Origin of the sequence: Rhodococcus sp. SGAir0479 (assembly GCF_005484805.1) — a bacterium.
Classification (GTDB): Bacteria; Actinomycetota; Actinomycetes; order Mycobacteriales; family Mycobacteriaceae; genus Prescottella.
The window spans coordinates 1,780,447-1,807,445 of sequence record NZ_CP039432.1 but is presented as its reverse complement, the minus strand read 5'-3'; the positions used below and the strand labels follow the sequence as shown (position 1 = coordinate 1,807,445).

Annotated in this window: 23 protein-coding genes, 1 tRNA gene and 2 rRNA genes; 22 read left to right on the top strand and 4 right to left on the bottom strand. The window is 68.5% G+C overall.

Going from position 1 to position 26,999, the window contains the following annotated elements:
* The first annotated feature begins 126 nt into the window (after positions 1-126).
* The 4 genes from E7742_RS08430 to E7742_RS08415 all read left to right on the top strand — a co-directional run bounded on the left by E7742_RS08430 (position 127) and on the right by E7742_RS08415 (position 5,725).
* A 23S ribosomal RNA gene (locus E7742_RS08430) occupies positions 127-3,258 on the top strand.
* A 124-nt stretch (positions 3,259-3,382) separates the two neighbouring features.
* Positions 3,383-3,499: ribosomal RNA gene (rrf, locus tag E7742_RS08425) — 5S ribosomal RNA — on the top strand.
* Between the two features lie 67 nt (positions 3,500-3,566).
* A complete protein-coding gene (locus E7742_RS08420) occupies positions 3,567-4,715 on the top strand; it encodes a hypothetical protein (protein ID WP_137798540.1) in 1,149 nt (382 codons plus the stop codon).
* Complete coding sequence (locus E7742_RS08415; protein WP_137798539.1) at positions 4,712-5,725, top strand: HAD-IIA family hydrolase; 1,014 nt, start codon at positions 4,712-4,714, stop codon at positions 5,723-5,725. Before E7742_RS08420 ends, E7742_RS08415 begins: the two co-directional genes overlap by 4 nt.
* 81 nt (positions 5,726-5,806) lie before the next feature.
* Here the strand turns inward: E7742_RS08415 and E7742_RS23740 are convergent, their stop codons facing one another.
* Positions 5,807-5,956, bottom strand: a complete 150-nt coding sequence (locus E7742_RS23740) for a hypothetical protein (RefSeq protein WP_175420439.1) — start codon at positions 5,954-5,956, stop codon at positions 5,807-5,809.
* A 43-nt stretch (positions 5,957-5,999) separates the two neighbouring features.
* On the opposite strand from E7742_RS23740, the gene E7742_RS08405 reads away from it, so the two are divergent.
* The 16 genes from E7742_RS08405 (at position 6,000) to E7742_RS08325 (ending at position 23,821) form a co-directional block, all read left to right on the top strand.
* The gene (locus E7742_RS08405; RefSeq protein ID WP_137798537.1) at positions 6,000-6,833 is read left to right on the top strand and encodes a TlyA family RNA methyltransferase; all 834 of its coding nucleotides are present in this window, start codon (positions 6,000-6,002) and stop codon (positions 6,831-6,833) included.
* On the top strand, positions 6,830-7,771 hold the full coding sequence (locus E7742_RS08400) for an NAD kinase (protein WP_441346887.1): 942 nt from the start codon (positions 6,830-6,832) through the stop codon (positions 7,769-7,771). The genes E7742_RS08405 and E7742_RS08400 overlap by 4 nt, the downstream gene beginning before the upstream one ends.
* A 2-nt stretch (positions 7,772-7,773) precedes the next feature.
* Positions 7,774-9,552 (top strand): DNA repair protein RecN, encoded by a 1,779-nt coding sequence (recN, locus tag E7742_RS08395; RefSeq protein WP_137798536.1) that lies wholly within the window; start codon positions 7,774-7,776, stop codon positions 9,550-9,552.
* A gap of 103 nt (positions 9,553-9,655) precedes the next feature.
* On the top strand, positions 9,656-10,840 hold the full coding sequence (steA, locus tag E7742_RS08390; protein WP_137798535.1) for a putative cytokinetic ring protein SteA: 1,185 nt from the start codon (positions 9,656-9,658) through the stop codon (positions 10,838-10,840).
* Entirely contained in the window at positions 10,837-11,781 is a 945-nt protein-coding gene (locus E7742_RS08385; RefSeq protein ID WP_137798534.1) for a copper transporter, read from the top strand. The genes steA and E7742_RS08385 overlap by 4 nt, the downstream gene beginning before the upstream one ends.
* A gap of 146 nt (positions 11,782-11,927) precedes the next feature.
* Positions 11,928-13,670 carry a CTP synthase gene (locus tag E7742_RS08380; RefSeq protein ID WP_137798533.1) on the top strand — a complete coding sequence of 581 codons (1,743 nt, stop codon included), beginning with the start codon at positions 11,928-11,930 and terminating at the stop codon, positions 13,668-13,670.
* Positions 13,671-13,681: 11 nt separating this feature from the next.
* A complete protein-coding gene (locus tag E7742_RS08375) occupies positions 13,682-14,332 on the top strand; it encodes an NUDIX domain-containing protein (RefSeq protein WP_137798532.1) in 651 nt (216 codons plus the stop codon).
* Positions 14,329-15,258 carry a site-specific tyrosine recombinase XerD gene (xerD, locus tag E7742_RS08370; protein ID WP_137798531.1) on the top strand — a complete coding sequence of 310 codons (930 nt, stop codon included), beginning with the start codon at positions 14,329-14,331 and terminating at the stop codon, positions 15,256-15,258. Before E7742_RS08375 ends, xerD begins: the two co-directional genes overlap by 4 nt.
* Positions 15,259-15,417: 159 nt before the next feature.
* On the top strand, positions 15,418-16,293 hold the full coding sequence (locus E7742_RS08365) for a ParA family protein (protein WP_441346915.1): 876 nt from the start codon (positions 15,418-15,420) through the stop codon (positions 16,291-16,293).
* Positions 16,290-17,129 carry a segregation and condensation protein A gene (locus E7742_RS08360; RefSeq protein ID WP_137798529.1) on the top strand — a complete coding sequence of 280 codons (840 nt, stop codon included), beginning with the start codon at positions 16,290-16,292 and terminating at the stop codon, positions 17,127-17,129. Before E7742_RS08365 ends, E7742_RS08360 begins: the two co-directional genes overlap by 4 nt.
* On the top strand, positions 17,126-17,818 hold the full coding sequence (gene scpB / locus E7742_RS08355; RefSeq protein WP_137798528.1) for an SMC-Scp complex subunit ScpB: 693 nt from the start codon (positions 17,126-17,128) through the stop codon (positions 17,816-17,818). The genes E7742_RS08360 and scpB overlap by 4 nt, the downstream gene beginning before the upstream one ends.
* A gap of 15 nt (positions 17,819-17,833) precedes the next feature.
* Positions 17,834-18,835 (top strand): pseudouridine synthase, encoded by a 1,002-nt coding sequence (locus E7742_RS08350; RefSeq protein WP_137798527.1) that lies wholly within the window; start codon positions 17,834-17,836, stop codon positions 18,833-18,835.
* A gap of 2 nt (positions 18,836-18,837) precedes the next feature.
* Positions 18,838-19,530, top strand: coding sequence for a (d)CMP kinase (gene cmk / locus E7742_RS08345; protein WP_137801102.1), 693 nt, complete (start codon positions 18,838-18,840; stop codon positions 19,528-19,530).
* Positions 19,527-20,969 carry a ribosome biogenesis GTPase Der gene (der, locus tag E7742_RS08340; RefSeq protein ID WP_137798526.1) on the top strand — a complete coding sequence of 481 codons (1,443 nt, stop codon included), beginning with the start codon at positions 19,527-19,529 and terminating at the stop codon, positions 20,967-20,969. Before cmk ends, der begins: the two co-directional genes overlap by 4 nt.
* A gap of 177 nt (positions 20,970-21,146) precedes the next feature.
* A tRNA-Pro gene (locus E7742_RS08335) sits at positions 21,147-21,220 on the top strand.
* A gap of 471 nt (positions 21,221-21,691) precedes the next feature.
* Positions 21,692-23,821 carry an oxidoreductase gene (locus E7742_RS08325; protein ID WP_137798524.1) on the top strand — a complete coding sequence of 710 codons (2,130 nt, stop codon included), beginning with the start codon at positions 21,692-21,694 and terminating at the stop codon, positions 23,819-23,821.
* Positions 23,822-23,894: 73 nt separating this feature from the next.
* Here the strand turns inward: E7742_RS08325 and E7742_RS08320 are convergent, their stop codons facing one another.
* The 3 genes from E7742_RS08320 to E7742_RS08310 are packed head-to-tail and all read right to left on the bottom strand — an operon-like array spanning position 23,895 to position 25,143.
* On the bottom strand, positions 23,895-24,122 hold the full coding sequence (locus tag E7742_RS08320) for a hypothetical protein (RefSeq protein ID WP_137798523.1): 228 nt from the start codon (positions 24,120-24,122) through the stop codon (positions 23,895-23,897).
* A gap of 9 nt (positions 24,123-24,131) precedes the next feature.
* Positions 24,132-24,620: a DUF732 domain-containing protein gene (locus E7742_RS08315; RefSeq protein ID WP_137798522.1), complete on the bottom strand. Its 489-nt coding sequence runs from the start codon at positions 24,618-24,620 to the stop codon at positions 24,132-24,134.
* A 58-nt stretch (positions 24,621-24,678) separates the two neighbouring features.
* On the bottom strand, positions 24,679-25,143 hold the full coding sequence (locus E7742_RS08310) for a GyrI-like domain-containing protein (RefSeq protein ID WP_137798521.1): 465 nt from the start codon (positions 25,141-25,143) through the stop codon (positions 24,679-24,681).
* 126 nt (positions 25,144-25,269) lie between these two features.
* On the opposite strand from E7742_RS08310, the gene E7742_RS08305 reads away from it, so the two are divergent.
* Both E7742_RS08305 and E7742_RS08300 read left to right on the top strand, forming a co-directional pair.
* On the top strand, positions 25,270-25,887 hold the full coding sequence (locus E7742_RS08305; protein WP_137798520.1) for an NUDIX hydrolase: 618 nt from the start codon (positions 25,270-25,272) through the stop codon (positions 25,885-25,887).
* Between the two features lie 42 nt (positions 25,888-25,929).
* Positions 25,930-26,973, top strand: a complete 1,044-nt coding sequence (locus E7742_RS08300; RefSeq protein ID WP_137798519.1) for an SMP-30/gluconolactonase/LRE family protein — start codon at positions 25,930-25,932, stop codon at positions 26,971-26,973.
* The last annotated feature ends 26 nt before the right edge of the window (positions 26,974-26,999 follow it).

The window sequence follows — 26,999 nt, the reverse complement described above, 5'->3', positions numbered from 1 at the left end:
GTGACGACAGGCGGGAAACGCAGGTCATACCGCAGCGGGAACTTCGGTTCTGGTTGGTCCGGTGTCTGCACGAGTTTTCTGCTTGTGTGTTGTTTGAGAACTGCACAGTGGACGCGAGCATCTTTGTTGTAAGTGTTTAAGAGCGTACGGTGGATGTCTTGGCACCAGGAGCCGATGAAGGACGTAGGAGGCTGCGATAAGCCTCGGGGAGCTGTCAACCGAGCTGAGATCCGAGGATGTCCGAATGGGGAAACCCAGCCACAGTGATGTGTGGTTACCCGCGCCTGAATATATAGGGCGTGTGGAGGGAACGTGGGGAAGTGAAACATCTCAGTACCCACAGGAAGAGAAAACAACATGTGATTCCGTGAGTAGTGGCGAGCGAAAGCGGAAGAGGCTAAACCATGGGTGTGTGATAGCCGGCAGGCGTTGCATTCGTGGGGTTGTGGGATCCGTCTTGTCAATTCTGCCGGATTGGCCGACAGTAAGAAATCATCGTGTTAGTCGAAGTGGTCTGGAACGGCCTGTCGTAGAGGGTGAGAGTCCCGTAGACGAAAACATGGTGACTGTCGTGACGGACACCCGAGTAGCAGCGGGCCCGTGAAATCTGCTGTGAATCTGTCGGGACCACCCGATAAGCCTGAATACTCCCTGGTGACCGATAGCGGACTAGTACCGTGAGGGAAAGATGAAAAGTACCCCGGGAGGGGAGTGAAATAGTACCTGAAACCGTGCGCTTACAATCCGTCAGAGCCTTCGAACACTTCGGTGTTGGGGGTGATGGCGTGCCTTTTGAAGAATGAGCCTGCGAGTTAGCGGCATGTCGCGAGGTTAACCCGTGTGGGGTAGCCGTAGCGAAAGCGAGTCCGAATAGGGCGTTTGAGTGGCATGTTCTAGACCCGAAGCGGAGTGATCTACCCATGGCCAGGGTGAAGCGACGGTAAGACGTCGTGGAGGCCCGAACCCACTTAGGTTGAAAACTGAGGGGATGAGCTGTGGGTAGGGGTGAAAGGCCAATCAAACTCCGTGATAGCTGGTTCTCCCCGAAATGCATTTAGGTGCAGCGTCGTGTGTTTCACTCTGGAGGTAGAGCTACTGGATGGCCGATGGGCCCCACAAGGTTACTGACGTCAGCCAAACTCCGAATGCCAGAGTGTGAGAGCACGGCAGTGAGACTGCGGGGGATAAGCTTCGTAGTCGAGAGGGAAACAGCCCAGATCGCCGGCTAAGGCCCCTAAGCGTGTACTAAGTGGAAAAGGATGTGGGGTCGCGAAGACAACCAGGAGGTTGGCTTAGAAGCAGCCACCCTTGAAAGAGTGCGTAATAGCTCACTGGTCAAGTGATCCTGCGCCGACAATGTAGCGGGGCTCAAGTACACCGCCGAAGCCGCGGCATTCACATAACACCCATGCGGGTCTACGGGCCTGTGTGCAGTGGTGTGGATGGGTAGGGGAGCGTCGTGCAGCCATGGAAGCGCCGGAGTGATCCAGGTGTGGAGGCTGCACGAGTGAGAATGCAGGCATGAGTAGCGAAAGACGAGTGAGAAACTCGTCCGCCGAATGACCAAGGGTTCCTGGGCCAGGTTAATCCGCCCAGGGTGAGTCGGGACCTAAGGCGAGGCCGACAGGCGTAGTCGATGGACAACGGGTTGATATTCCCGTACCCGTGTGAACGCGCCCCTGGTGAATCAGTGATACTAACCGTCCTGAAGCGTCCTTACTTCCCTTCGGGGAACCTGGATGTGGATGCACGGGACCTGATCTGGTAGTAGCCAAGCGATGGGGTGACGCAGGAAGGTAGCTGAGCCAGTCAGTGGTAATACTGGTGTAAGCGTGTAGGGCGAGTGGTAGGCAAATCCGCCACTCATGATGCCTGAGACGTGATGCGTAGCCGATTGAGGCGAATTCAGTGATCCTATGCTGCCGAGAAAAGCCTCTAGCGAGCTTTCACACGGCCCGTACCCCAAACCGACACAGGTGGTCAGGTAGAGAATACTAAGGCGATCGAGAGAACTGTGGTTAAGGAACTCGGCAAAATGCCCCCGTAACTTCGGGAGAAGGGGGGCCTCGTCTGGTGATCACTCTTGCAGTGTGAGCTGGGTGGGGCCGCAGAGACCAGAGAGAAGCGACTGTTTACTAAAAACACAGGTCCGTGCGAAGTCGTAAGACGATGTATACGGACTGACGCCTGCCCGGTGCTGGAAGGTTAAGAGGACCGGTTAGCCAGTAATGGCGAAGCTGAGAATTTAAGCCCCAGTAAACGGCGGTGGTAACTATAACCATCCTAAGGTAGCGAAATTCCTTGTCGGGTAAGTTCCGACCTGCACGAATGGCGTAACGACTTCTCTGCTGTCTCAACCACAGACTCGGCGAAATTGCATTACGAGTAAAGATGCTCGTTACGCGCGGCAGGACGAAAAGACCCCGGGACCTTCACTATAGCTTGGTATTGGTGTTCGGTTCGGTTTGTGTAGGATAGGTGGGAGACTGTGAAGCATGCACGCCAGTGTGTGTGGAGTCGTTGTTGAAATACCACTCTGATCGTATTGGACATCTAACCTCGGACCATGATCTGGTTCAGGGACAGTGCCTGGTGGGTAGTTTAACTGGGGCGGTTGCCTCCCAAAATGTAACGGAGGCGCCCAAAGGTTCCCTCAGCCTGGTTGGCAATCAGGTGTCGAGTGCAAGTGCACAAGGGAGCTTGACTGTGAGACTGACAGGTCGAGCAGGGACGAAAGTCGGGACTAGTGATCCGGCACCGGCAAGTGGAAGCGGTGTCGCTCAACGGATAAAAGGTACCCCGGGGATAACAGGCTGATCTTCCCCAAGAGTCCATATCGACGGGATGGTTTGGCACCTCGATGTCGGCTCGTCGCATCCTGGGGCTGGAGTAGGTCCCAAGGGTTGGGCTGTTCGCCCATTAAAGCGGCACGCGAGCTGGGTTTAGAACGTCGTGAGACAGTTCGGTCTCTATCCGCCGCGCGCGTCAGAAACTTGAGGAAGGCTGTCCCTAGTACGAGAGGACCGGGACGGACGAACCTCTGGTGTGCCAGTTGTTCCACCAGGAGCACTGCTGGTTAGCTACGTTCGGAAGGGATAACCGCTGAAAGCATCTAAGCGGGAAGCCTGTTCCAAGATGAGGTTTCTCACCCCCTCGAGGGGGTAAGGCCCCCGGCAGACCACCGGGTTGATAGGCCAGAACTGGAAGCACAGTAATGTGTGGAGGTGACTGGTACTAATAGGCCGAGGACTTACCACAAAGAAGCTACGCGTCCACTGTGCGGTATCTGAAACAACACACAGATACCATTCACCCCCTACCACGATCCGTCAGGGATTGTGGGTTCGGGCGGGGAGTTGAATGTGTGACAGTTTCATAGAGTTACGGCGGCCATAGCGGAGGGGAAACGCCCGGTCCCATTCCGAACCCGGAAGCTAAGCCCTCCAGCGCCGATGGTACTGCACTCGACAGGGTGTGGGAGAGTAGGACACCGCCGAACATCCGTTACCGAAAGGGGACCCGATACACTGGGTCCCCTTTCGTGCTTTGTAGTGAAAGGAATGGCTGTGTCGGAAAGCAGTGGTGATCGTCGGAACTTCCGAGGAGACGGCACCCACCGCTCCGAAGGACCTCGTGGCGGTCGGCCGGCGGACCGTCGTGGCCCGCGCGACGATCGACGTCAGGGTTCGACCGGCCAGGACCGGAGTGGTGGCCAAGGCCGCAGCGCGGGACAGTGGCGCGAACACGACGATCGACGTGGAGACGACCGTCGATCCGATCGCCCCTACGGCCGACGTGACGACAACCGTGGCGAGCGTCGGGACGACGTGCGTGGTGGGCGTCGTGACGACTATCGTGGCGAGCGCCGCGACGACAACCGTGGGGACCGACGCGACGACCGTCGGCAGTTAGGTGGACGTGGCGGCGACGACCGGCGCCGTACCGCCGGCGGGGGCGGACCGCACCGTCGTGGTGGCGAGGGTGGATTCGGTCCGGCCCGCGGCCGCGAAGCCGCCGGCCCGCAGCGTCGTGACGCCCGCCCGGACGAGCCGGACATCCCGGACGAGGTCGAGGCCGGTGAGCTCGAGCCCGCGGTACGCCGTGACCTCCTGAGCCTGGACAAGAACAACGCGAACACCGTTGCACGCCACCTCGTGATGGCGAGCCGGCTCATCGAGGACGATCCGCGCTTGGCACTGGCCCACGCGCGTGCCGCCAGGCAGCGTGCCGGCCGGATCGCGGTGGTCCGCGAGACTGCCGGCATCACCGCCTATCACGCCGGCGAGTGGGCAGAGGCGCTGTCCGAGCTGCGCGCGGCCCGGCGGATGTCGGGCGGCCCCGGCTTCCTCGCCGTCATGGCCGACTGCGAACGTGGTCTCGGCCGGCCCGAACGCGCCATCGAGCTCGGCCGCAGCGACGAGGCGCGGGCCCTGACCGGTGACGACGCCAGTGAACTGCGGATGGTCGTCGCAGGCGCCCGGATGGACCTCGGTCAGTTCGACCAGGCGGTCGTGACGCTGCAGACCCCGGATCTGGACGCCAAGCGCACCGGGTCCGCCGCTGCCCGTCTGTTCTACGCGTACGCCGACGCCCTGGTCGCGGCGGGTCGCATCGAGGACGGACTCAAGTGGTTCCTCAACTCCGCCGCGGCTGACGTCGACGGCGAGACCGATGCGGAGGAGCGGGTCGCGGAACTGACCGGAGAGGGGCAGTGACGCCGCCTGTCACCGCGACCCTCCGCTGCGCCCACGACGTGCTGCTGCTCGATCTCGACGGCACCGTCTACCAGGGCGCCGAGGCGATCCCGGGTGCGCGGGAGGCGTTGGGGGCCGGCGACCAGCGTCAGCTGTACGTCACCAACAACGCGAGCCGGAGCCCGGCCCAGGTGGCCGAGCACCTCCGGGACCTCGGTTTCGACGCCGCCGACGACGACGTCGTGACCAGTTCGCAGTCGGCCGCTCGTCTGCTGTCCGAGAAGCTCGGTCCGGACGCGGCGGTACTGGTGGTGGGCACCGACGCGCTCGCGGCGGAAGTCGCCAACGTCGGGCTGCGACCGGTCCGACAGTTCCGGGACGCGCCCGTTGCGGTGGTGCAGGGGCATTCCCCGACCACGGATTGGGCGATCCTCGCCGAGGCCACGCTCGCGATCCGCGCCGGCGCGCTGTGGATCGCGGCCAACGTCGACTCCACGCTGCCCACCGAACGCGGTCTCGTCCTGGGCAACGGCTCGATGGTCGCCGCGCTGCGCACCGCGACCGGCCGCGAGCCGATCGTGGCCGGCAAGCCGGCCGCCCCGCTGATGGAGGACGCGCTCCGTCGCGCGCAGGCCGCGAGTCCTCTCGTGGTGGGCGATCGCCTCGACACCGATATCGCCGGGGCGAATGCGGTGGGCATCGACTCACTGCTGGTGCTGACGGGTGTCAGCACGACGGCGGAACTTCTGCGGGCGGACGAACAGCATCGCCCCACCTACGTGGCGAAGTCGCTCGACGCGCTCAACGCGCCGGCGTCGGCCGCACGGGTCGCTCGCCACCCCGGTTGGCAGGTGGAGTTCGACACCGGTGATCTGGTCGTGCACACCGACGGCGCGGATGCGGCGGCGGGTCGAACCGGAGCATTTCTCTCGGTGCTCGAGGCGGCATGGCGGCACCCGGAGTTCGTGCGGGTGCGTGCGGGCGACGACGTCGCGCGCACCGCGGTCTCGGCCCTGCTCGGGGAGATGTGACGGCGCCGTCCGGCGTCGCGCGGGGTGGTTGCCGGTGGTCCGGTGTCGGGCCGATGGGCTAGGTTTGCACCGATGAGCACGTCAGTACCACTTCCAGGTCGACACCTCCCGCATTCCGGTGACGGTGTCGATCCCGCGGATGTTCATGCCCGTGTCGATGCGCTGCTCGCCGAGTTGGGCGACGCCGGTGGTGACCACGCGCGGCAGGCGCACATTCTCGAACGGGCTCACGATGTTCTCGTCGAGTCCCTGGCAGCAGTGGACAAGGTCTGAGGTGGCACGTCGAGCAAGGGTCGATGCGGAACTCGTGCGCCGAAAGCTCGCGCGGTCGCGCGAGCATGCACAGGAGTTGATTGCGTCCGGTCGCGTCCTCATCGCGGGCACCGTCGCCACCAAGCCCGCCACCGCCGTCGAGACGGGGACTCCACTTCTCGTCACCGAGGTGGACGAGGAGATCTCGTGGGCATCGCGCGGAGCGCACAAACTTCTGGGCGCACTGGACGCCTTCACTCCGCACGGGCTGACGGTCACCGGGCGCCGGTGCCTCGACGCAGGTGCGTCCACGGGCGGTTTCACGGACGTGCTGCTGCACAACGGCGCGCGTGAGGTGGTCGCCGTCGACGTGGGATACGGACAGCTGGTGTGGCGACTGCAGTCCGACGATCGGGTGCACGTCGTCGACCGGACCAACGTCCGCTCTATCGATGCCGACACCATCGGCGGCCCGGTCGACCTGGTGGTCGCGGACCTGTCGTTCATCTCGCTCAAGCTGGTGCTGCCGGCGATGGTGGCGTGCGTGAACGACGGCGCCGACCTTGTTCCGATGGTCAAGCCGCAGTTCGAGGTCGGTAAGGAACGCGTGGGATCGGGCGGTGTGGTGCGCGATCCCGAGTTGCGGGCCTCCGCGGTCATCGAGGTCGCCGAGGCGGCTGCCGCGCTGGGGCTGCGTACCGTCGGTGCCGTCGCGAGCCCGCTCCCGGGACCGTCCGGCAACGTCGAGTACTTCCTGTGGCTGCGCAAGGAGGTCGCCGGGGCGCCACCGCAGACCGAGGACGCCCCGGCCGTCGAGGACCTTGTCCGGCGCGCCGTGGAGGAGGGGCCGCAGTGAGTGAGTTGACCGTTCCGGGCGTGCCCACTCGGCAGATTTTGCTGGTCGCGCATTCGGGGCGCGCCGAGATCACCGAGACCGCACGCCGGGTCGCCGAGATCTGCGCCCGTGCCGGCATCGCGCTGCGTCTGCTCGAGAACGAAGTGGACGTGGACCGCGTCCAGTCGCTGTCGGCCGGGCCCGATCGTCCGATGGTCAGTGTCGTGCCGGAGGGGCCCGGTGCTGCGTCGGACTGCGAAATGGTGATCGTCCTCGGTGGGGACGGCAGCTTCCTGCGCGCCGCGGAACTGGCGCAGTCGGCCAACGTCCCGGTGCTGGGAATCAACTTGGGACGCATCGGCTTTCTCGCGGAAGCGGAGGCCGAGCACCTCGAGACCGCGATGGAACAGGTGGTGCGGCGCGAGTACCGGATCGAGCATCGCATGACGCTCGACGTGCTCGTGCGCGTGGAGGATCGCATCGTGCAGCGCGGGTGGGCGCTCAACGAGGCGAGTATCGAGAACCGCTCGCGGCTCGGCGTGCTCGAGGTGGTGCTCGAAGTCGACGGACGTCCGGTGTCGGCGTTCGGGTGCGACGGCGTCCTGATCGCGACCCCGACCGGGTCGACCGCGTACGCGTTCTCGGCGGGCGGGCCGGTCGTGTGGCCGGAACTCGAAGCGCTGCTGGTGATTCCGAGCAACGCGCATGCGCTCTTCGCCCGTCCGCTGGTCACCAGCCCCGAATCGATCGTGGCGGTCGAGACGGTCGCCGACAGCCACGACGGGCTCGTGTTCTGCGACGGGCGCCGCACGCTCGAGCTGCCGGCGGGCGGTCGCGTGGAGGTGGTACGCGGCAAGGATCCGATCCTGTGGGTGCGGCTCGACTCCGCGCCGTTCGCGGACCGGATGGTGACCAAGTTCGAACTTCCGGTGACCGGGTGGCGAGGAAGGAAGCGGTAGCGGTGCTGGCAGAGATTCGGATCGACAACCTCGGGGCCATCTCGTCGGCCTGCGCGCAGTTCCACGCCGGCCTGACCGTCCTCACCGGAGAGACCGGTGCCGGTAAGACGATGGTGGTGACGAGCCTGCACCTGCTCAGCGGGGCGCGGGCCGACGCGGGGCGGGTCCGGGTCGGCGCCGCTCGCGCGGTCGTCGAGGGTCGGTTCACCGTCGAGGCGTCGGCGCCGCTGGTCGACCGCGAGGTCACCCGGCTGCTCGAATCCTGCGGTGCCGAACGGGACGAGGACGGCAGCATCATCGCGGTGCGCACCGTCGGCGGCGACGGCCGCTCGCGTGCCCATCTCGGCGGCCGCAGTGTCCCGGCGGGCGTGTTGTCGGAGTTCACCGATCCGCTGCTGACCGTGCACGGCCAGAACGATCAGTTGCGGCTGCTCCGGCCGGACCAGCAGCGTGCGGCCCTCGACCGCTTCGCGGACAAGACCGTCGGCCCGTTGCTCACGCACTACCGCAAGCACCGCGCCGAGTGGTTGGAGGCGCGCACGGAACTGGCCGAACGCACCGGCCGGACCCGGGAGTTGGCGCAGGAAGCCGACCAGTTGACGTTCGCGCTCGAGGAGATCGACCGCGTCGCGCCCAACCCCGGTGAGGACACCGACATCGTCGACGAGGTGCGACGTCTCGGCGATCTCGATTCCCTCCGGACGGCGGCCGAGGGCGCGCAGGCGGCACTCGCCGGCCTCGACGACGGCGGCGTCGACGGTGCCGCGGGTGCGTTGGATCTGCTGGGGGAGGCCCGGGCCCGGATCGAGACGTCCGACGACCCGGCGCTCACGGTCCTGGGCCCGCGCCTGGGCGAGGCGATGGCGGTGGTCTCGGATGTCGCCGGCGAGCTGTCGGGATACCTGTCGGGGTTGCCGAGCGATCCCGGGGCCCTGGACACGCTGCTGACGCGGCAGGCGGAATTGAAGACGCTCACGAGGAAGTACGCTGCCGACATCGACGGCGTGCTCGAGTGGGCAACCACCGCCCGGGAGCGGCTCGCGCGCATCGACACCTCCTCCGACGCGCTGGCCGCGTTGACCGCGCGGGTGGAGGAAGCCGCCGCGCTCACTGCCGAGGCGGCCGCGAAGTTGTCGGCCGCGCGGACCAAGGCCGCGGCGAAGCTCGCGAAGGCCGTCAGCGCCGAGCTCGCCGGATTGGCCATGGGTCGTGCGGCGCTCGACGTCACCGTCCGTCCGCGTGAGGCCGGCCCCAACGACACCGCCCCGCTGGCGGTGAACGGCCGGGAACTGCACGCGGGTGCGTCCGGCGTCGACGACGTGGAGTTCCGGCTCGCCGCGCACAGCGGAGCGCAGGCGCTGGCCATCGGCAAGAGCGCGTCGGGCGGCGAGCTGTCGCGGGTGATGCTGGCGCTCGAGGTCGTGCTCGCCGGTTCCGATCGTGGGGCGACGATGGTGTTCGACGAGGTCGACGCCGGCGTCGGTGGACGTGCGGCGGTCGAGATCGGCCGCCGCCTGGCCCGGCTGGCCCGTACCCACCAGGTCATCGTCGTCACGCATCTGCCGCAGGTGGCCGCGTTCGCCGACACCCATCTGGTGGTGGACAAGGTCGACGACATCAGTAGCGGTGTCGACAGCGGCGTCCGCACGCTCACCGAGGACGAGCGGGTGGTGGAGCTGGCCCGCATGCTCGCCGGGCTCGACGACACCGAGACCGGCCGCGCCCACGCCGAGGAGTTGCTCACCATCGCGGGGCAGGAACGCAGCACCGCGCCCGCCTGACCTCGCAAAACAGACTTTTCAGTTGGTGAAGCTGTGACGCGTGTGGTATTTGATACGGCGCGCCTCCCTGATCATCGTCTCGTGACGAGCGATCATCGAGGCCATGAAGATGCCGGCGCTGCTCTCCCGTAAGACCGAAACCCTCCCTGGCATCAGTGGCATCGCTCGGGTCGACCGCGACACCGGCAAGCTGCTGCGCCGCGTCGGCCACGGCGACGTCGTCGTGCTCGACGAGATCGATCTGGACCGCGTCACCGCCGACGCTCTCGTGGCGGCCGGTGTCCTCGCGGTGGTCAACGCGTCGCCGTCGATCACGGGCCGCTATCCGAACCTCGGTCCCGAGGTGCTGGTCGCCAACGGCATCGTGTTGATCGACGCGGCCGGCGCCGAGGTCTTCAAGTCGATCAAGGACGGCTCCAAGGTCCGCCTGCACGAGGGTGCCGTGTACGCCGGCGAGCGCAAGCTGGCCGAGGGTGAGGAGCAGACCGAGGCCGAGATCTCCGATCGCATGATCGAGGCCAAGACCGGGCTGGTCGACCACCTGGAAGCGTTCTCCGGCAACGCGATCGAGTTCATCCGGTCCGAGAGCCCGCTGCTGATCGACGGGGTCGGTGTGCCGGACATCGACGTCGACCTCGAGGACCGGCACGTCGTCGTCGTGGCAGACGGCCCCGAGCACCAGGCGGACCTCAAGGCGCTCAAGCCGTTCATCAAGGAGTACTCGCCGATCCTGGTGGGCGTCGGCGCGGGCGCGGACACGCTGACCAAGGCCGGCTACCGGCCCGACCTCATCGTCGGCGACCCGGACGACATCACGAGTGAGACCCTCAAGTGCGGCGCCGAGGTGGTGCTGCCCGCGGACCCCGACGGCCACGCCCACGGGCTCTCCCGCATCCAGGATCTCGGAATCGGCGCCATGACGTTCCCGGCGTCCGCGTCACCGGCGGACCTGGCGCTGCTGCTGGCCGATCACCACGGCGCGTCCCTCATCGTCACGGTCGGCAGCACCGTCTCGCTGGACGAGTTCTTCGATCGCGGGCGACGCGACACCAACCCGGCGGCGTTCATGACGCGCTTGAAGGTGGGCCCGAAACTGGTGGACGCCAAGGCCGTCGCCACGCTGTACCGCAGTCGCGTGTCCGGCGCGGCCATCGCGCTGCTGGTTCTCGCGGCGCTGACCGCCGTGATCGTCGCGCTGGTCGTCTCGAACATCGGCGGTGAGGCGCTGGACTGGGCAATCGAGACGTGGAACAGCTTCGCGCTGTGGGTACAGGGGCTCTTCAAGTGATTTCCATGCGTCAACACGCCATCTCGATAGCGGCGATCTTCCTGGCCCTCGCGATCGGTGTGGTCCTCGGTTCGGGTCTCCTGTCCGACGGCATGCTCTCGGGCCTGCGCGACGACAAGACCGAGTTGCAGGACGAGATCGAGAACCTCAACCAGACCAACAATCGGTTGGGTGAACAGCTCACGGCGGCCGACGGATTCGACTCCGCGGTCTCCGACCGGATCCTGCGGGGTGCCCTCGCTCAGCGGTCGGTCGTCGTCGTCACCACCCCCGACGCCGATCCGGGTGAGCTCGACGGGATCCAGCGTCTCGTCGGGCAGGCGGGCGGGTCGATCTCGGGTCGGATCTCGCTGACCCCGTCGTTCGTCGATGCCGCGAACGGCGACCAATTGCGCACGCTGGTGACGAACGTCATCCCGGCCGGTGTCCAGCTCCGCACGGGCGCGGTGGACCAGGGCAGCATCGCCGGCGACCTGCTGGGTTCGGTGCTGCTGCTCAATCCGCAGACGGCGCAACCGCAGACCACCCCGCAGGAGCGCATGCTCGCGCTCGACACGCTGCGCGGCGGCGGGTTCATCGACTTCGACGGCAACGTCGCGCCGGGGCAACTCGCGGTCGTCCTCACCGGGGACGGAGACCCGGAGAACACGAGCGGCAACCGCGGGGCCGTCATCGCCCGGTTCGCGGGCGCACTCGACAGCCGCGGGGCCGGCACGGTCCTCGCCGGTCCGCCGGCCGCGGCGGAGGGCAACGGCCCGATCGCCGTCGCGCGTGCCGACGCCGCGATGTCGGCGGTCCTGTCCACCGTCGACGACGTCGACCGTGCCGCGGGCCGGATCACCACCGTCCTCGCACTTCAGCAGCAGCTCGACGGCGGTGCCGGTCGGTACGGGACGGGACCGGGGGCGGCAGCTGTCACCGTCGGCGCGCCGCAACCGTAGGGCCGGTGTGACGGTCGTCGCCCGGAAACCGGGAGCGTCGTGCACGCGCTGTCGCCGACAGGTGTTACCGTGAAGTCCCGTGGGTCGGCAGGCCCCAGCATGCTTCAACTCAGACCAAGTCCTGCACAGTCGTCACGGGAGCCCCTTTGCCACAGTCACGCAGCAATTCGCGTAACGCCACCAAGCACATCTTCGTGAGCGGGGGTGTCGCCTCCTCCCTCGGTAAGGGATTGACCGCTTCCAGCCTCGGTGAGCTGCTCACCGCGCGCGGACTGCGCGTGACGATGCAGAAGCTCGATCCCTACCTCAACGTCGATCCCGGAACGATGAACCCGTTCCAGCACGGCGAGGTCTTCGTCACCGAGGACGGCGCCGAGACCGACCTCGACGTCGGACACTACGAGCGGTTCCTCGACCGCGACCTCAACGCCTACGCGAACGTCACCACCGGGCAGGTCTACTCGGCCGTCATCGCGAAGGAGCGCCGCGGCGAGTACCTGGGCGACACCGTCCAGGTCATCCCGCACATCACCGACGAGATCAAGAGCCGAATCATCGCGATGGCCGGCGCCGACGCGCAGGGACACGTGCCCGACGTCGTGATCACCGAGATCGGCGGCACCGTCGGTGACATCGAGTCCCAGCCCTTCCTCGAGGCGGCCCGGCAGGTGCGGCACGACGTGGGCCGGGAGAACGTCTTCTTCCTGCACGTCTCGCTCGTGCCGTACCTCGGCCCCTCCGGCGAGCTCAAGACCAAGCCCACGCAGCACTCGGTGGCCGCGCTGCGCAACATCGGTATCCAGCCCGACGCGCTGATCCTGCGTTGCGACCGCGAGGTGCCGCAGGCGCTGAAGGCGAAGATTGCGCTGATGTGCGACGTCGACGTGGACGCCTGCATCTCGACGCCGGACGCACCGTCGATCTACGACATCCCCAAGGTGCTGCACCGCGAGGGCCTCGACGCCTACGTCGTCCGCCAGCTGGGGCTGCCGTTCCGCGACGTCGACTGGACCGTGTGGGGCGACCTGCTCGAGCGCGTCCACAACCCGCGCGAGATCGTCAAGGTCGCGCTGGTGGGCAAGTACGTCGATCTGCCGGACGCCTACCTGTCGGTCACGGAGGCGCTGCGCGCCGGCGGCTTCGCGCACTACTCCAAGGTCGAGATCTCGTGGGTGCCGTCCGACGAGTGCGAGACCGAGGAGGGCGCGCAGGCCGCGCTCGGTGACGTCGACGGCGTGCTGATCCCCGGCGGCTTCGGCATCCGCGGCATCGAGGGCAAGCTCGGCGCCATCCGCTACGCCCGCACCAACAAGATCCCGCTGCTGGGCCTGTGCCTGGGTCTGCAGGCGATGGTGATCGAGGCGGCCCGCTCGGTGGGTCTCAAGGACGCGAACTCCGAGGAGTTCGACCAGGACACCAAGCACCCGGTGATCTCGACCATGGCCGACCAGGAGCAGATCGTCGCCGGTGAGGCCGACCTCGGCGGCACCATGCGGTTGGGCGCCTACCCGGCGGTGCTGACCGAGGGTTCGGTCGTCGCGAAGGCCTACGGCAGCGAGAACGTCTCGGAGCGGCACCGTCACCGCTACGAGGTCAACAACGCCTACCGTGACCGCGTCTCCAAGAGCGGGCTGCAGTTCTCGGGCACCTCGCCCGACGGCCACCTCGTGGAATTCGTGGAACTGCCCGCGGACAAGCACCCGTTCTTCGTCGGCACGCAGGCGCATCCGGAGCTCAAGAGCCGCCCGACGCGCCCGCACCCGCTGTTCTCGGCGTTCATCGGGGCCGCGCTCGACTACAAGGCCGGCGAGCCCGGCACGGCCGACGTCTCCTCGGACACCGCCGACGCCGCCGATGCCGCGTCCACCACGGCCGACAGCGTCGGCTGAGCGGTAGCGCGATGAGTCTGCCGGGGGAGCACGAGTTCGACACGGTCGCCTCGCGTGACGTGTACAGCGGGGCGATCGTGGCCCTGCGCGTGGACCGGGTCGTCATGCCCGGCGGGCGGGAAGCGGACCGTGAGGTCGTCGAGCACCACGGCGCCGTTGCCGTCGTGGTGCTCGACGACGCCGACCGGCTGGTGCTGATCCGCCAGTACCGGCACCCGCTCGGACGGCGCTTGTGGGAGCTGCCCGCCGGCCTGCTGGACGAGCCCGGGGAGGATCCGCTCGACGCCGCCCGCCGCGAACTCCGGGAGGAGACCGGCCTGGCCGCCGAGCGGTGGTCGGTGCTGGTCGACATCGCGCTCTCGCCGGGGTTCACCGACGAGTCCGTCCGCGTGTTCCTCGCCTCGGGCCTGCGGGAGGTGGACCGCCCCGACGCGCACGACGAGGAAGCCGACCTCGAGATTGCGCGGGTGGCGGTCGACGAGGCCGTGGCGATGGCGTTGCGCGGCGAGATCGTCAACGCCACAGCGGTGTCCGGGATCCTGGCTCTGGCTGCGGCGCGTGCCCGTGGGGACGGTCTCCGTCCGCCGGACGCCGCGTGGGTCGACCAGCCCGAGACCTTCGCCCGCCGCAAGCACACTCGGGCCGACAGCGAACCCACATGACCGCGTTGGGCGGCCAGGTCGGTACCTACCTGGACCACCTGGCCGTCGAACGAGGTGCCGCCCGCAACACGCTCAGCTCCTACCGGCGCGACCTCGGTCGCTACGAGCGGTTCCTAACCGAGCGGGGCATCGACGATCTGCGGGCGGTCGGTGAGTCCGACGTCAGCGATTTCGTCGTGGCGCTGCGCCGGGGCGACCCGGAGTCGGGAACCGTGGCCCTCGCACCCAGTTCGGCCGCCCGCGCACTGATCGCGGTGCGCGGGCTGCACCGGTTCGCGGCCGCCGAGGGCGTGACGGCCGGGGACGTCGCGCGCGCGGTGAAACCGCCGACCCCCGGGCGCCGTCTGCCGAAATCGTTGCCGCTCGACGACGTGTTGTCGATCCTCGAAGCGGCCGGGGGCGACGGCGCCTCCGACAATCCCCGCACCCTGCGCGACCGGGCGCTACTGGAGCTGCTCTACTCGACCGGCGCCCGGATCTCGGAGGCCGTGGGGCTCGACGTCGACGACCTCGACACCGACGCCCGGGCGGTGCTGCTGCGGGGTAAGGGCGGCAAGGAACGCGTCGTACCGGTCGGGCGTCCGGCGATCGCCGCGATCGACAACTACCTCGTGCGCGGCCGTCCGGCGCTGATCACGCGGGGGACACCGGCACTGTTCCTCAACGCCCGCGGGGGACGGCTGTCGCGGCAGAGCGCGTGGCAGGTTCTGCACGACGCCGCAGAGAAGGCCGGCATCTCGGTCGCGGTGTCGCCGCACACGCTGCGGCACTCGTTCGCCACCCACCTCCTCGACGGCGGCGCCGACGTGCGTGTGGTGCAGGAACTGCTCGGACACGCGTCGGTGACGACCACCCAGATCTACACGATGGTGACCGTCGGTGCGCTGCGCGAAGTATGGGCACAAGCACACCCGCGGGCACGCTGATCGGACGCGTGTTTGCGGCGGTTCGAGGTCACGAAGCGGTAGCGTTACGACATCAGCTGGACGACACAGAACGGGATCGACAGGACAGGGGACATCGGAACCGTGGTGACACCGCAGCCGCAATCGGCGGAGTCAGCGCCCCCGTACTCCAGGGATGCGCTGTCGCACGACAATCACGTCGACCCTGCGCGTGAGGACGTGCCGATCGGGCCGACCGGCCGACCCTTGCGGGAGATTCCCGAGCCCGGGCCCGTCGCCGGCCACGGCCCCGCCCGTGTCATCGCGATGTGCAATCAGAAGGGCGGCGTCGGGAAGACGACGTCGACGATCAACCTGGGCGCCTCGCTCGCCGAGTACGGTCGCCGGGTGCTGCTCGTCGACCTCGACCCGCAGGGGGCACTGTCCGCGGGCCTGGGCGTCGCCCACCACGATCTGGACCTCACCGTCCACAATCTGCTGGTCGAGCGGACGGCGGTCGACGACGTCCTCATGCGGACCCGGATCGACGGACTGGACCTGCTGCCCAGCAACATCGACCTGTCGGCCGCCGAGATCCAGCTCGTCACCGAGGTGGGCCGGGAACAGACCCTCGGGCGTGTCCTGCATCCGGTCCTCGACCGGTACGACTACGTGCTCATCGACTGCCAGCCGTCGCTGGGCCTGCTCACCGTCAACGCGCTCGCCTGCGCGGACAGCGTGATCATCCCGATGGAGTGCGAGTTCTTCTCGCTGCGCGGGCTGGCGCTGCTCAACGACACCGTCGACAAGGTGCGCGATCGGCTCAACCCACGACTGTCCCTCGAGGGCATCGTCGTGACGATGTTCGACTCCCGCACCCTGCACGCCCGTGAGGTGATGTCGCGGGTGGTGGAGGTCTTCGGCGATCTCGTCTACGACACGGTCATCAACCGGACGGTCCGCTTCCCGGAGACCAGCGTCGCGGGCGAGCCGATCACCACGTGGGCTCCCAAATCGGTGGGCGCCGAGTCCTACCGGGCCCTCGCCCGCGAGGTCATCCACCGCAGCGGCCGGTGAGCGCCGACGTCGCCGCGGGCCTCGACACGACCGATCCGCGACCGAGTGGCGCGGACAAGCCCGGGTTCCGGGTGCGCCTGCGCAACTTCGAGGGTCCGTTCGACCTGCTGCTCACGCTCATCCACCAGCACCGACTCGACGTCACCGAGGTGGCGCTGCACGAGGTGACGGACGAGTTCATCGCGTACACCCGCAGCCTGGGCAGCGACCTCGGCCTGGACCAGACCACCGAGTTCCTCGTCGTGGCGGCGACGCTGCTCGACTTGAAGGCGGCCCGGCTGCTGCCGGCCGGCGAGGTGGACGACGCCGAGGACCTCGCGCTGCTCGAGGCACGCGACCTGCTGTTCGCGCGGCTCCTGCAGTACCGCGCCTACAAGCAGGTCGCCCAGCTGTTCGGCGAGCTGGAGGGCGCCGCGCTGCGACGGTATCCGCGGTCGGTGTCGGTGGAGGACCGGTTCGTCGACCTGCTGCCCGAGGTGTTGCTGGGGGTGGACCCGGGCCGGTTCGCCGAGATCGCCGCGAGCGCCTTCCGGCCGCGACCCGTCCCGACGGTCGGCCTCGACCACCTGCACGTGCCGAAGGTGTCCGTCCCCGAACAGGCACAGCGCATCCTCGAACTGCTCCGCGCGCGGGGCCCTGGGGTGTGGACGCCGTTCGGTGAGCTGACCGCCGAGTGTGAGCTTCCGGTGCACATCGTGGCCCGATTCCTGGCCCTGCTCGAGCTGTATCGCGCGCGCTCGGTGCTGTTCGAGCAGCCGGAGCCGCTGGGCGATCTGCTGGTGACGTGGACGGGAGAGGTCGAGACCGTGCCCGCGAGCGAGGAGGACTACGGATGACGTCCACGGAGGACATGGGCCCGTTCGAGGACGAGTTCGAGGAGATGTCCGATGCCCGCCTCGCAGCGGCGCTCGAGTCGATGCTGCTGGTCGTGGACAGCCCGGCCGCCCCGGCGATGCTCGCCGCCGCTCTCGGGGAGCCGGAGGCGCGGGTGGCGACGATGCTGGCCGCGATGTCCGCGGACCTGACCGCCCGTGGCAGCGGTATCGACCTGCGTTTCGCGGGGGACGGCTGGCGCTTCTACACCCGCAACGAGTTCGCGCCGTACGTCGAACGGCTGCTCCTCGACGGTGCCCGCTCGAAGCTCACCCGCGCGGCGCTCGAGACGCTCGCGGTGATCGCCTACCGGCAACCACTCACCCGGGCCCGGATCAGCGCGGTCCGCGGAGTCAACGTCGACGGCGTCATCCGCACGCTGCTGGCGCGGGGTCTCATCACCGAAGCCGGCCCAGACCCCGAGACGAACGGCACCACGTACGCGACGACGGAACTGTTCCTCGAGCGGCTCGGTCTGGCGTCGCTCACGGATCTGCCGCCGCTCGCGCCGCTGCTTCCGGACGTCGATGTGATCGACGACATCACCGAGAGCCTCGAATCGGACCCACGGTTTGCGAGAATGGACAGGACTACGTCGTCTTCGGGAACGCCGGACACCCCGCCCGATCTCGGAGCCGACATCGAAAACTGACAGGGATCGAAAAAAGTGAACAAGCCCGCTCGCCGTGATGGCACACCGGACCGCAAGAAGAGGCAGGCCCCCGGCCGCGCCGATTCCGCACAGAAGAACTCGGCCCAGAAGAGTTCGGCCCAGAAGAGTTCGGCACCGAAGAAGCAGCTGAACAAGCGTGGCAAGCCGAAGGCGGCCAAGCCCCAGCGCACCCAGACGCAGGTGCACGCCCCGAAGATCAGCAACGCGAAGCCCGCGAAGCACCAGTACTCCGACGTCGACCGCGATCTCGCACCCGTCAAGGGTGACGGCGTCCGGCTGCAGAAGGTGCTCGCGCAGGCCGGCGTCGCCTCCCGCCGGGCCGCGGAGGAACTCATCGACCAGGGCCGCGTCGAGGTCGACGGCCGCATCGTCCGGGAGCAGGGCCTGCGGGTCGATCCCGAGAACGCGATCGTCCGCGTCGACGGCATCCGCGTCGTCGTGAAGAAGGACCTCGTCCACATCGCGCTCAACAAGCCGCGCGGCTGGCAGTCCACGATGTCCGACGACCTCGGCCGCCCGTGCATCGGCGACATCGTCTCGGAGCGGGTCGCGGCCGGTCAGCGGCTGTTCCACGTCGGCCGTCTCGACGCCGACACCGAGGGCCTGATCCTGCTCACCAACGACGGGGATCTCGCGCACCGGCTGATGCACCCGTCGTACGAGGTGCCCAAGACGTACCTGGCGACCGTCAACGGGGTGGTCGACCGCGGTCTCGGGAAGACCCTCAAGGCCGGTGTCGAACTCGACGACGGGCCGGCGAAGGTCGACGCGTTCACGCTGCTCGACGTCAACGGCGGCAAGTCGCTGGTGCGCATGGTCCTGCACGAGGGGCGCAAGCACATCGTGCGCCGCCTGCTCGACGCCGTCGGACATCCCGTGGTTCGCCTGGTGCGTACCGACATCGGCGCGGTCGCGCTCGGTGACGGGCGTCCGGGCACACTGCGGGTGCTCGGCCGCGGCGAGGTCGGCAGCCTCTACGGGGCGGTGGGGCTGTGAGCGTGACCCACGACGGGCCCCTGGTCGTCGCTATCGACGGGCCGTCGGGCACCGGCAAGTCCAGCGTGTCCCGGTGCGTCGCGACCCGGCTGGGCGCGCGGTACCTCGACACCGGTGCGATGTACCGCATCGCGACGCTGCACGTGCTGCGGCAGGGCGTCGATCTGACGGATCCGCACGCGATCGCCGAGGCGACCGCGTCGCTGCCGCTGTCGATCGGCACCGACCCCGAGGCGGAGGGTGTGCAACTCGCCGGTGAGGACGTCACCGCCGAAATCCGCGGCGCCGCCGTCACCCAGGCGGTGTCCGCCGTGTCGGCGGTTCCCGACGTCCGCGCCTTCCTGGTGGACCTGCAGCGGCGGATCGTCGAACACGCCGAACGGATCGTCGTCGAGGGCCGTGACATCGGCACCGTCGTGCTGCCGGACGCGGACGTGAAGATCTTCCTGACGGCCTCCGCGCAGGCCCGCGCCGAGCGGCGCAACGCCCAGAACGTCGCCGAGGGGCGGGGCGACGACTTCGCCGCCGTCCTGGCCGACGTGCAGCGCCGCGACCACCTCGACTCCACCCGCGCGGTATCTCCGTTGCGCCCGGCGGAGGATTCGGTGACGGTGGACACGAGTGAACTGGGTATCGACGACGTGATCGGCAGGTTGCTGCTGGTGGTAGGCGACAGAACTGGAGCAGTGCAGTGACCGACGATTTCGTGAGTGACGTGTCCGGCGGCGGGTTCGCTTCGGACGGGATCTGGAGCGAGGAATCCGACTGGGATGTCGCCGACTTTCTCGACGGTGACGAGGCCGAGGAGCACGTGGCCGTCCCCGTCGTCGCGATCGTCGGGCGCCCCAACGTCGGCAAGTCGACGCTGGTCAACCGGATCATCGGCCGCCGCGAGGCAGTCGTCGAGGACTTTCCGGGTGTGACCCGCGACCGCGTGTCGTACGACGCGAACTGGGCCGGTCGCCGGTTCATGGTGCAGGACACCGGCGGTTGGGAACCCGATGCCAAGGGGCTGCAGCAGTCGGTGGCCCGTCAGGCAGAACAGGCCATGAACACCGCCGACGCGATCCTGCTCGTGGTCGACGCGGTCGTCGGGGCCACCGCCACCGACGAGGCCGCCGTGCGGGTGCTGCGCCGGTCCAAGACGCCGGTGCTGCTGGTCGCCAACAAGGTCGACGACACCCGCACCGAGGCGGAGGCCGCCGCGCTGTGGTCCCTCGGCCTGGGGGAGCCGCACATGGTGAGCGCCACGCACGGCCGCGGCACGGGTGATCTGCTCGACGAGGTCCTCCGGGTGCTGCCCGAGACCCCGCGCGAGGGCACCGCGACCGGCGGTCCCCGCCGTGTGGCGTTGGTCGGCAAGCCGAACGTCGGCAAGTCGAGCCTGCTCAACAAGCTGGCCGGAGACGAGCGCTCGGTGGTGCACGACGTCGCCGGCACCACGGTCGACCCGGTCGACTCGCTCGTGGAGCTGGGCGGCAAGGTGTGGAAGTTCATCGACACCGCCGGTCTGCGCAAGAAGGTCAGCCACGCCAGTGGTCACGAGTTCTACGCGTCGCTGCGCACCAAGTCGGCCATCGAGGCCGCCGAGGTCGCCATCCTGCTGATCGACGCGTCGAAGCCGATGACCGAACAGGATCTGCGGGTGCTGTCGATGGTGGCCGACACCGGTCGGGCGCTGGTGCTGGCGTTCAACAAGTGGGACCTCGTGGACGAGGACCGCCGCTACATGCTCGAGAAGGAGATCGACCGCGAACTGGTCCGGGTGCCCTGGGCGCAGCGCGTCAACATCTCCGCGCACACCGGCCGCGCGATCCAGAAGCTGGTGCCGGCGATCGAGACGGCGCTCGAGTCGTGGGACAAGCGGATCCCCACCGGCCGCCTCAACAACTGGCTCAAGGAGGTCGTGGCGGCCACGCCGCCGCCGATGCGCGGTGGCCGCCTGCCGCGGATCATGTTCGCGACGCAGGCCGGCACCCGTCCGCCGACGTTCGTGCTGTTCACCACGGGCTTCCTCGAGGCCGGCTACCGCCGGTTCCTCGAGCGGCGCCTGCGTGAGGAGTTCGGCTTCGACGGCAGCCCCGTGCGGATCTCCGTGCGGGTGCGGGAGAAGCGCGACCGCCGCAGCCGCTGACCCGATCGGACGCCGCAGGGGTTCTGCGCCGGTCGCGGGGGAATTCGATACGGATTCACCGTGCGACGGCGGCAGAACCCCTGCGGTGTTTCGACGCGATCAGGCGGCTGACCAGCTGATTCGCTTTCCCGAGCGACACTGTTGTAATCTCTTGAAGCGCCCGAACGAGGGCGTGGACGGGCTGTGGCGCAGCTTGGTAGCGCACTTGACTGGGGGTCAAGTGGTCGCAGGTTCAAATCCTGTCAGCCCGACCGACGAAAGCCCCAGGTGAGAGAAATTCTCGCCTGGGGCTTTCTGCATGTACGGCCACGATCGCGCCGCGCGGGTAGCGGTCCGCGAAAACAGGTAGCGCTCGGGCGTGGGACAGGTAGTGCAGCAGCGGCGCCGCGGGTGTCGGCGCGGCAGACTGGTGGTGGCCGGAAAAAGGATCACCCGAACTTTCGGGGAGCGTGACGGACATGATGCGACGCGGGCGTAAGACGCTCATTGCGCTGGACAGTGGAGACTGGTGCCTCGCGAGGGTCGTCGGGCCGCATCACGGGGAGTCCGGTGTGCGGGTCCGATTCGTCGAGCACCATGCCGGAGAGAAGTATCCGACGTTCTCCTTCGCCGAGCGTGATTCGGGGGACGGCGTCGCCCTCTAGCGGACCGAGTTGTCGCCCGTTGTCTCGTTCAGCGGGAAACTGCACACCTGGGGTGTTGCCGCTCACTAGCTTTCGGGTGTGACGACGATCCAGCAGCAGACTTACTCTCATTTGCTCTCTCCCGGCAAGCTCGGCCCGATCACCCTCCCCAACCGGGTGGTTCTCCCCGCAATGGACATGAACCTGAGCGAGGACGGCGAGATCGAGCACGGCGACATCGAGCACTTCGCGGTCCGCGCCGCCGGCGGCACGGGAATGATCATCACCGGTTGCTGCGCGGTGGCGTACCCGGTGGGCTGCACCAGCCGTAAGGAGCCGGGTCTGTCCGAGGACCGGTTCATTCCCGGCCTCAAGGCGCTCGCGGACGCGATCCACGAGGCCGGCAGCACGTTGTGCGTGCAGATGACGCACCACGGCCGCGTCGCCCGGATCGACACTCTCGACGGCCGGCCGCAGCTGGTGCCGTCGACCCCGCGGCCGCCCGGCGACATGAGCGCGATGGCGGACTGTACGCCCGAGGAACTGGCCAAGATGGCCGCCATCCAGGAGGGCAAGAAGGCCACCTACCACGAGGCCACCCAGGAGGACATCGACTGGCTGGTCCGCATGTTCGCCGAGGCGGCGGGGCGCGTGAAGAAGGCCGGCGGTGACGCGGTGGAGATCCACTGCGCGCACAACTACGTCCTCGGCGGCTTCCTGAGCCGCTACTCGAACCAGCGCACCGACGAGTACGGCGGGTCGCTCGAGAACCGGGCCCGGTTGGCGTGCGAGGTGATTCGCGCCGTCAAGGACGAGGTGGGCGACAGCCTCGCCGTCATCGTGCGGCTGGCCGGTCAGGAGTACGGCGAGACGGACGGTCTCACGCCCGACGAGGCGGCCGCCGCGGCCGCTCTGTTCGAGCAGGCCGGCGCCGACGCGATCCACGTCACGGGGACCGCGCTCAACGCGTTCGCGAACTTCACCGACGGACCGCTGCCCAACAAGGTCGGCTTCTACACCGACAACGCCGCGGTCATCAAGCGCGCGGTGTCGATCCCGATCATCACCGTCGGCCGCATGCTGCCCGAGGTGGGGGAGCGGATGATCGCGGAGGGCCACACCGATTTCGTCGCGATGGGCCGTCAGCTGCTGGCCGACCCGGAGCTCGTCAACAAGCTGAAGGCAGGACGTCCGCAGGAGGTCCGCCCCTGCATCAACTGCTACGTGTGCGTCCAGGAGAACTTCTGGGACGACACCCCGCTGTGCGCGGTCAACCCGGCGCTCGGCAACGAGAAGGTGCTGCCGTTCCCCCGCGCCACCACCCGCAAGCACGTCGTCGTGGTCGGTGCCGGTCCGGGCGGCATGGAGGCCGCCCGCGTCGCGACCGAGCGCGGACACCGGGTCACCTTGCTGGACAAGACCGATCGCCTCGGCGGAACGCTGTGGTTCTCGACGCTCACCACCCCCGACAACGAACGGTTGCTGAACTGGCTCGGCAACCAGGTGTCCGAGGCCGGGGTGGACGTCCGGTTGAAGACCGAGGCCACCGCCGCCACCGTCAAGTCCCTCGCCCCCGATGTCGTGGTGGTCGCGACCGGCGCCGTGCGCGCCCGCCCCGACGTGCCCGGCGGTGACCTGCCGCACGTGCACACCGGCGACTCGCTGCGTGCGCTCATGACCGGTGCGGGCGACGTGTCGGACCAGAAGCTGCTGCTGCGGGTCATGGGCAGGATCGGCGGTCTCGTGGGGATCACCAAGAGCCCCGCGAAGATTCGCGACCTCAGCCGCAAGTTCCTCAAGTTCCTGCCGATGAGCAGGAACGTCGTCGTCATCGGTGGCTCGCTCGTCGGTCTGGAACTGGCCGAGTTCCTGGCCGAGCGGGGCAGCCACGTGACGCTGCTCGAGGAAGGACAGCAACTGGGCGTGCCCATGGCGATGCCGCGCCGCTGGACCGCCGTCAAGCACGCGGGCGAGCTGGGTGTGCAGATCCACCGCCACGCGACCGTGCAGCGGATCACCCCGAAGACCGTCGAGTTCACGGTGGGCGGCGAGACGAAGACGGCACCGGCGAGCATGGTCGTGGTGGCCTCCGGTGTCTCCGCCGCGGCGCCGCTCGCCGACGAACTGACCCGCGCCGGCGTCGACGTGCGGGTGGTCGGCGACGCCACCTCGGTCGACTACATCGAGGGCGCGATGCACTCGGCGTGGAAGGTCGCGACCGAGATCTGACGTCCGTACCGGACACAGCCGATTCGGGGCGCTCCACCGGACCAGGTCAGGTGGGGCGCCCCCGACGCGTCGGTCACGCCGGGCGACGTCCGACGCGGTCCATCGCGTCCTGCCACGTCGTGCACGCTCCCACCAGCGCCCGCTCCGATGTGGCCCCGCTCGGCTGCTGCCACACGCCCCACAGCCCGGCGTCGTCCCCGGTGCGGATCTTGCGTACTGCCCACGGCGACGGGGTGCGGTGCGCAACGTCGGGCAGTCCGAGGATCCGGCGCATCTGGGCGTACGTGATCGAGGTGTTCACGGCGGCCGATCAGGCGAAGTCGGGGCAGTACGCGACGGTCGCGGCCGTCATGACGTTGGCTACCTCGGCTCGGGTGTAGCCGTCGTCCCCGACGTATGCGGCCATGAGTTCGGGTTTGCTCTGACCGCGGTAGAGCGAGTTGCACAGTGCCAGACCGAATCTGATCTGGTCGCTCTCCGGACGCTCCATCAGCGTGAACTCCGTGATGTACGACAGGAACAGCAGATCCTCGCTGTTGAGGACGGGTCGTGCGTCCGCGGCCGGCACGTCGCCCGGGGCGAGCGGAATCGGCGTCTCGGCGACGTCGGCATCGGTGGTCGCGGCGAGCGGTGCGGGACGCGGCGCGTCGGTGGTCGTCCGGTGCGGTGTCGCGGGACTCGGGGTCGTCCGGGCGATCACCACGGGTTCGCTGTCGGTGGGCGTGCTGCTGCACCCGACGAGCGCCAGGAGCGGGAACGAGAGGGCGGTGAGCAGGCCGAGCCGGGCGGAGCGAATCACGAGGGGAAATCTTGCCCTACCACGGCGACATCGCCGTCTTCGGGTGGCCGGTCTCGGATCAGTTCGCGGCGAGGCGGAAGATCGGCATGAACACTTCGGTCCGCGGAAGCTCGGCGTCCGGGTCGTCGAGGTAGCACTCCCACGCCTGTCCCGTTGTCACGCAATCATTTTCGGTGATCCAGTCGGTGAGCGCGACGTACGCCGACTCGACGGTGTCGTAGCCGCCCACGTGCACGGTCGATGCGCACGGGCCGCCCGGCAGCCAGGACGGCAACACCGTGCCGGTCGCGTCGATGGGGCGGGCGAGCGAGAACCCGGCTTCGACGTGCCAGCGGCCGCCCGGCATCGGCAGGTACCGCGCGAACGGTGGCCCGGTGATCGGGACGTCCGCCGCCTCGACCACCCGGGCGACCGCGCGGAACGCGGGGCCGAGGAACAGGGGTATCGCCTCCACCGACACCTCGTCGGCGACCAGCGCGGTCGGGCGCGCCGGCAGGTCCCGAACACGGATGTCGTAGCTCACGGGTGCGCCTCCCCGAGACCGGATGCGCGTGGTGGCGCCATCGCTGGGAGCCCACGATAGCGAGCGTGCCGGCGCGGTGGGGCATGATCGATCGAACGGCGGTCGGGGATCGCGTAGGAGGCGGAGATGGTGCAGACGGGTGGGCTCACGCGGGCGCGAATCGAGTCGCGGTTGCGGGCGTTCGACGCCGTCACCGTGCCGCTCGCGGACCGCCGGGCCGCGGCCGTGGTGATCGCCGTGATGCGCGGGGAGGGGGACGTGCCGGTGTTCCCGCTGACCAGACGGCCGGCGACGATGCGGGCCCACGCCGGTCAGTTCGCCCTGCCGGGCGGGCGGCTCGACGAGGGGGAGTCGGCCCGCGACGCCGCGTTGCGGGAACTGCGCGAAGAACTCGGTGTCGCCGTCGGTCCCGAGAACGTGCTCGGGCGGCTCGACGACTACGTGACCCGCTCGGGTTACGTCATGACCCCGTTCGTCGTGTGGAGCGACGACACCGTCGGCGCGCTCGTCCCCAACCCCGACGAGGTGGCCCTCGTCCACGCGGTGCCGCTCGACGAACTCGACGTCCCCACCGAATACGCGACGCTACCCGGCTCTCCCGAGGCCGTCGCCTGCTGGCCGTTCCGTGGCGAGCACATCCACGCCCCCACTGGAGCGGTGATCCACCAGTTCTGCGAGGTGGTGCTCCACGGCCGCGCGACGCGGGTGGCGGCGTTCGCGCAGCCGAGCTTCGCATGGCGGTGAAAACGGTCGTCGGCGCGGTCTCGGCGGACTAGCGTCGGCCCCGTGGACATCCTCCGTTCGGTTCTGCGGTTCGTCGATCGCACGGGCGTCGAGCCGGTGGCGTGGCACCCGCCGCCCGCGCCGGCCGAGACCGGCCTGTTCGGACCGGGCCGGCAGCTCGACGACGCGCAGCTGTGGCAACTGCCCACCGGCCGTGGCCCCGAGGACGTGGCCGTCGACGGTGACGGACGCGTCGTCACGGGTGGCGACGACGGGCGTCTGTGGCGATTCGACACCGACGGGCGGGCAACCGAACTCGCCCACACCGGTGGTCGTCCACTGGGCGTCGAGGTGCTGGACGACGGCCGATTCCTCGTGTGCGACAGCCGGCGCGGCGTCCTGCGCGTCGACGAGACCGGCCGCGTCGAGGTGCTCGCCGACGCCGCGCTGGGGCAGCCGCTGCTGGTGTGCAACAACTCGGCCGTCGGGCGCGACGGCGTCGTCTACTTCACCGACTCGTCGGCGCGCTTCCCGCTCGAGGACCACCGGCTCGACCTGCTCGAACACAGCGGTACCGGCCGACTGCTGCGTTTCGATCCCCGCACGGGGGAGATGGACCTGCTCGCCGACGGGCTGCAGTTCGCCAACGGCGTGGGGCTGGCCGTCGACGAGTCGTTCGTCGTCGTCGCCGAGACCGGGTCGTACCGGATCCGGCGGGTGGAGCTGACCGGACCGCGCGCCGGCGCGGTGTCGGTGTGGGCGGACAACCTGCCCGGTATTCCCGACAACGTCACGTCGCAGACCGGCGACGGCATCTTCTGGGTGGCGCTCTACAGTCCGCGCATGGCGTTGCTGGACCGGGTGGCGCCGTACCCGGACCTGCGGGTGCTCACGGCCAACCTCCCGGACTTCGTCCAACCCGATCCGATTCGTCGCGCCTGGGTCCTCGGCCTCGACCGGGACGGCCGGGTCGTGCACAGTCTGCGCGGTGGGAAGGGCAGCTACGCGCCGGTGACCGGCGTGCGTGAGACGTCCGACTGGCTGTATCTCGGCAGCCTGAGCGCCGGCGCGATCGCGCGCGTGCCCCGGAGCGTGGTCGGTTCCTGAAATGCCACCCCGCGTGTGGAAAGCTG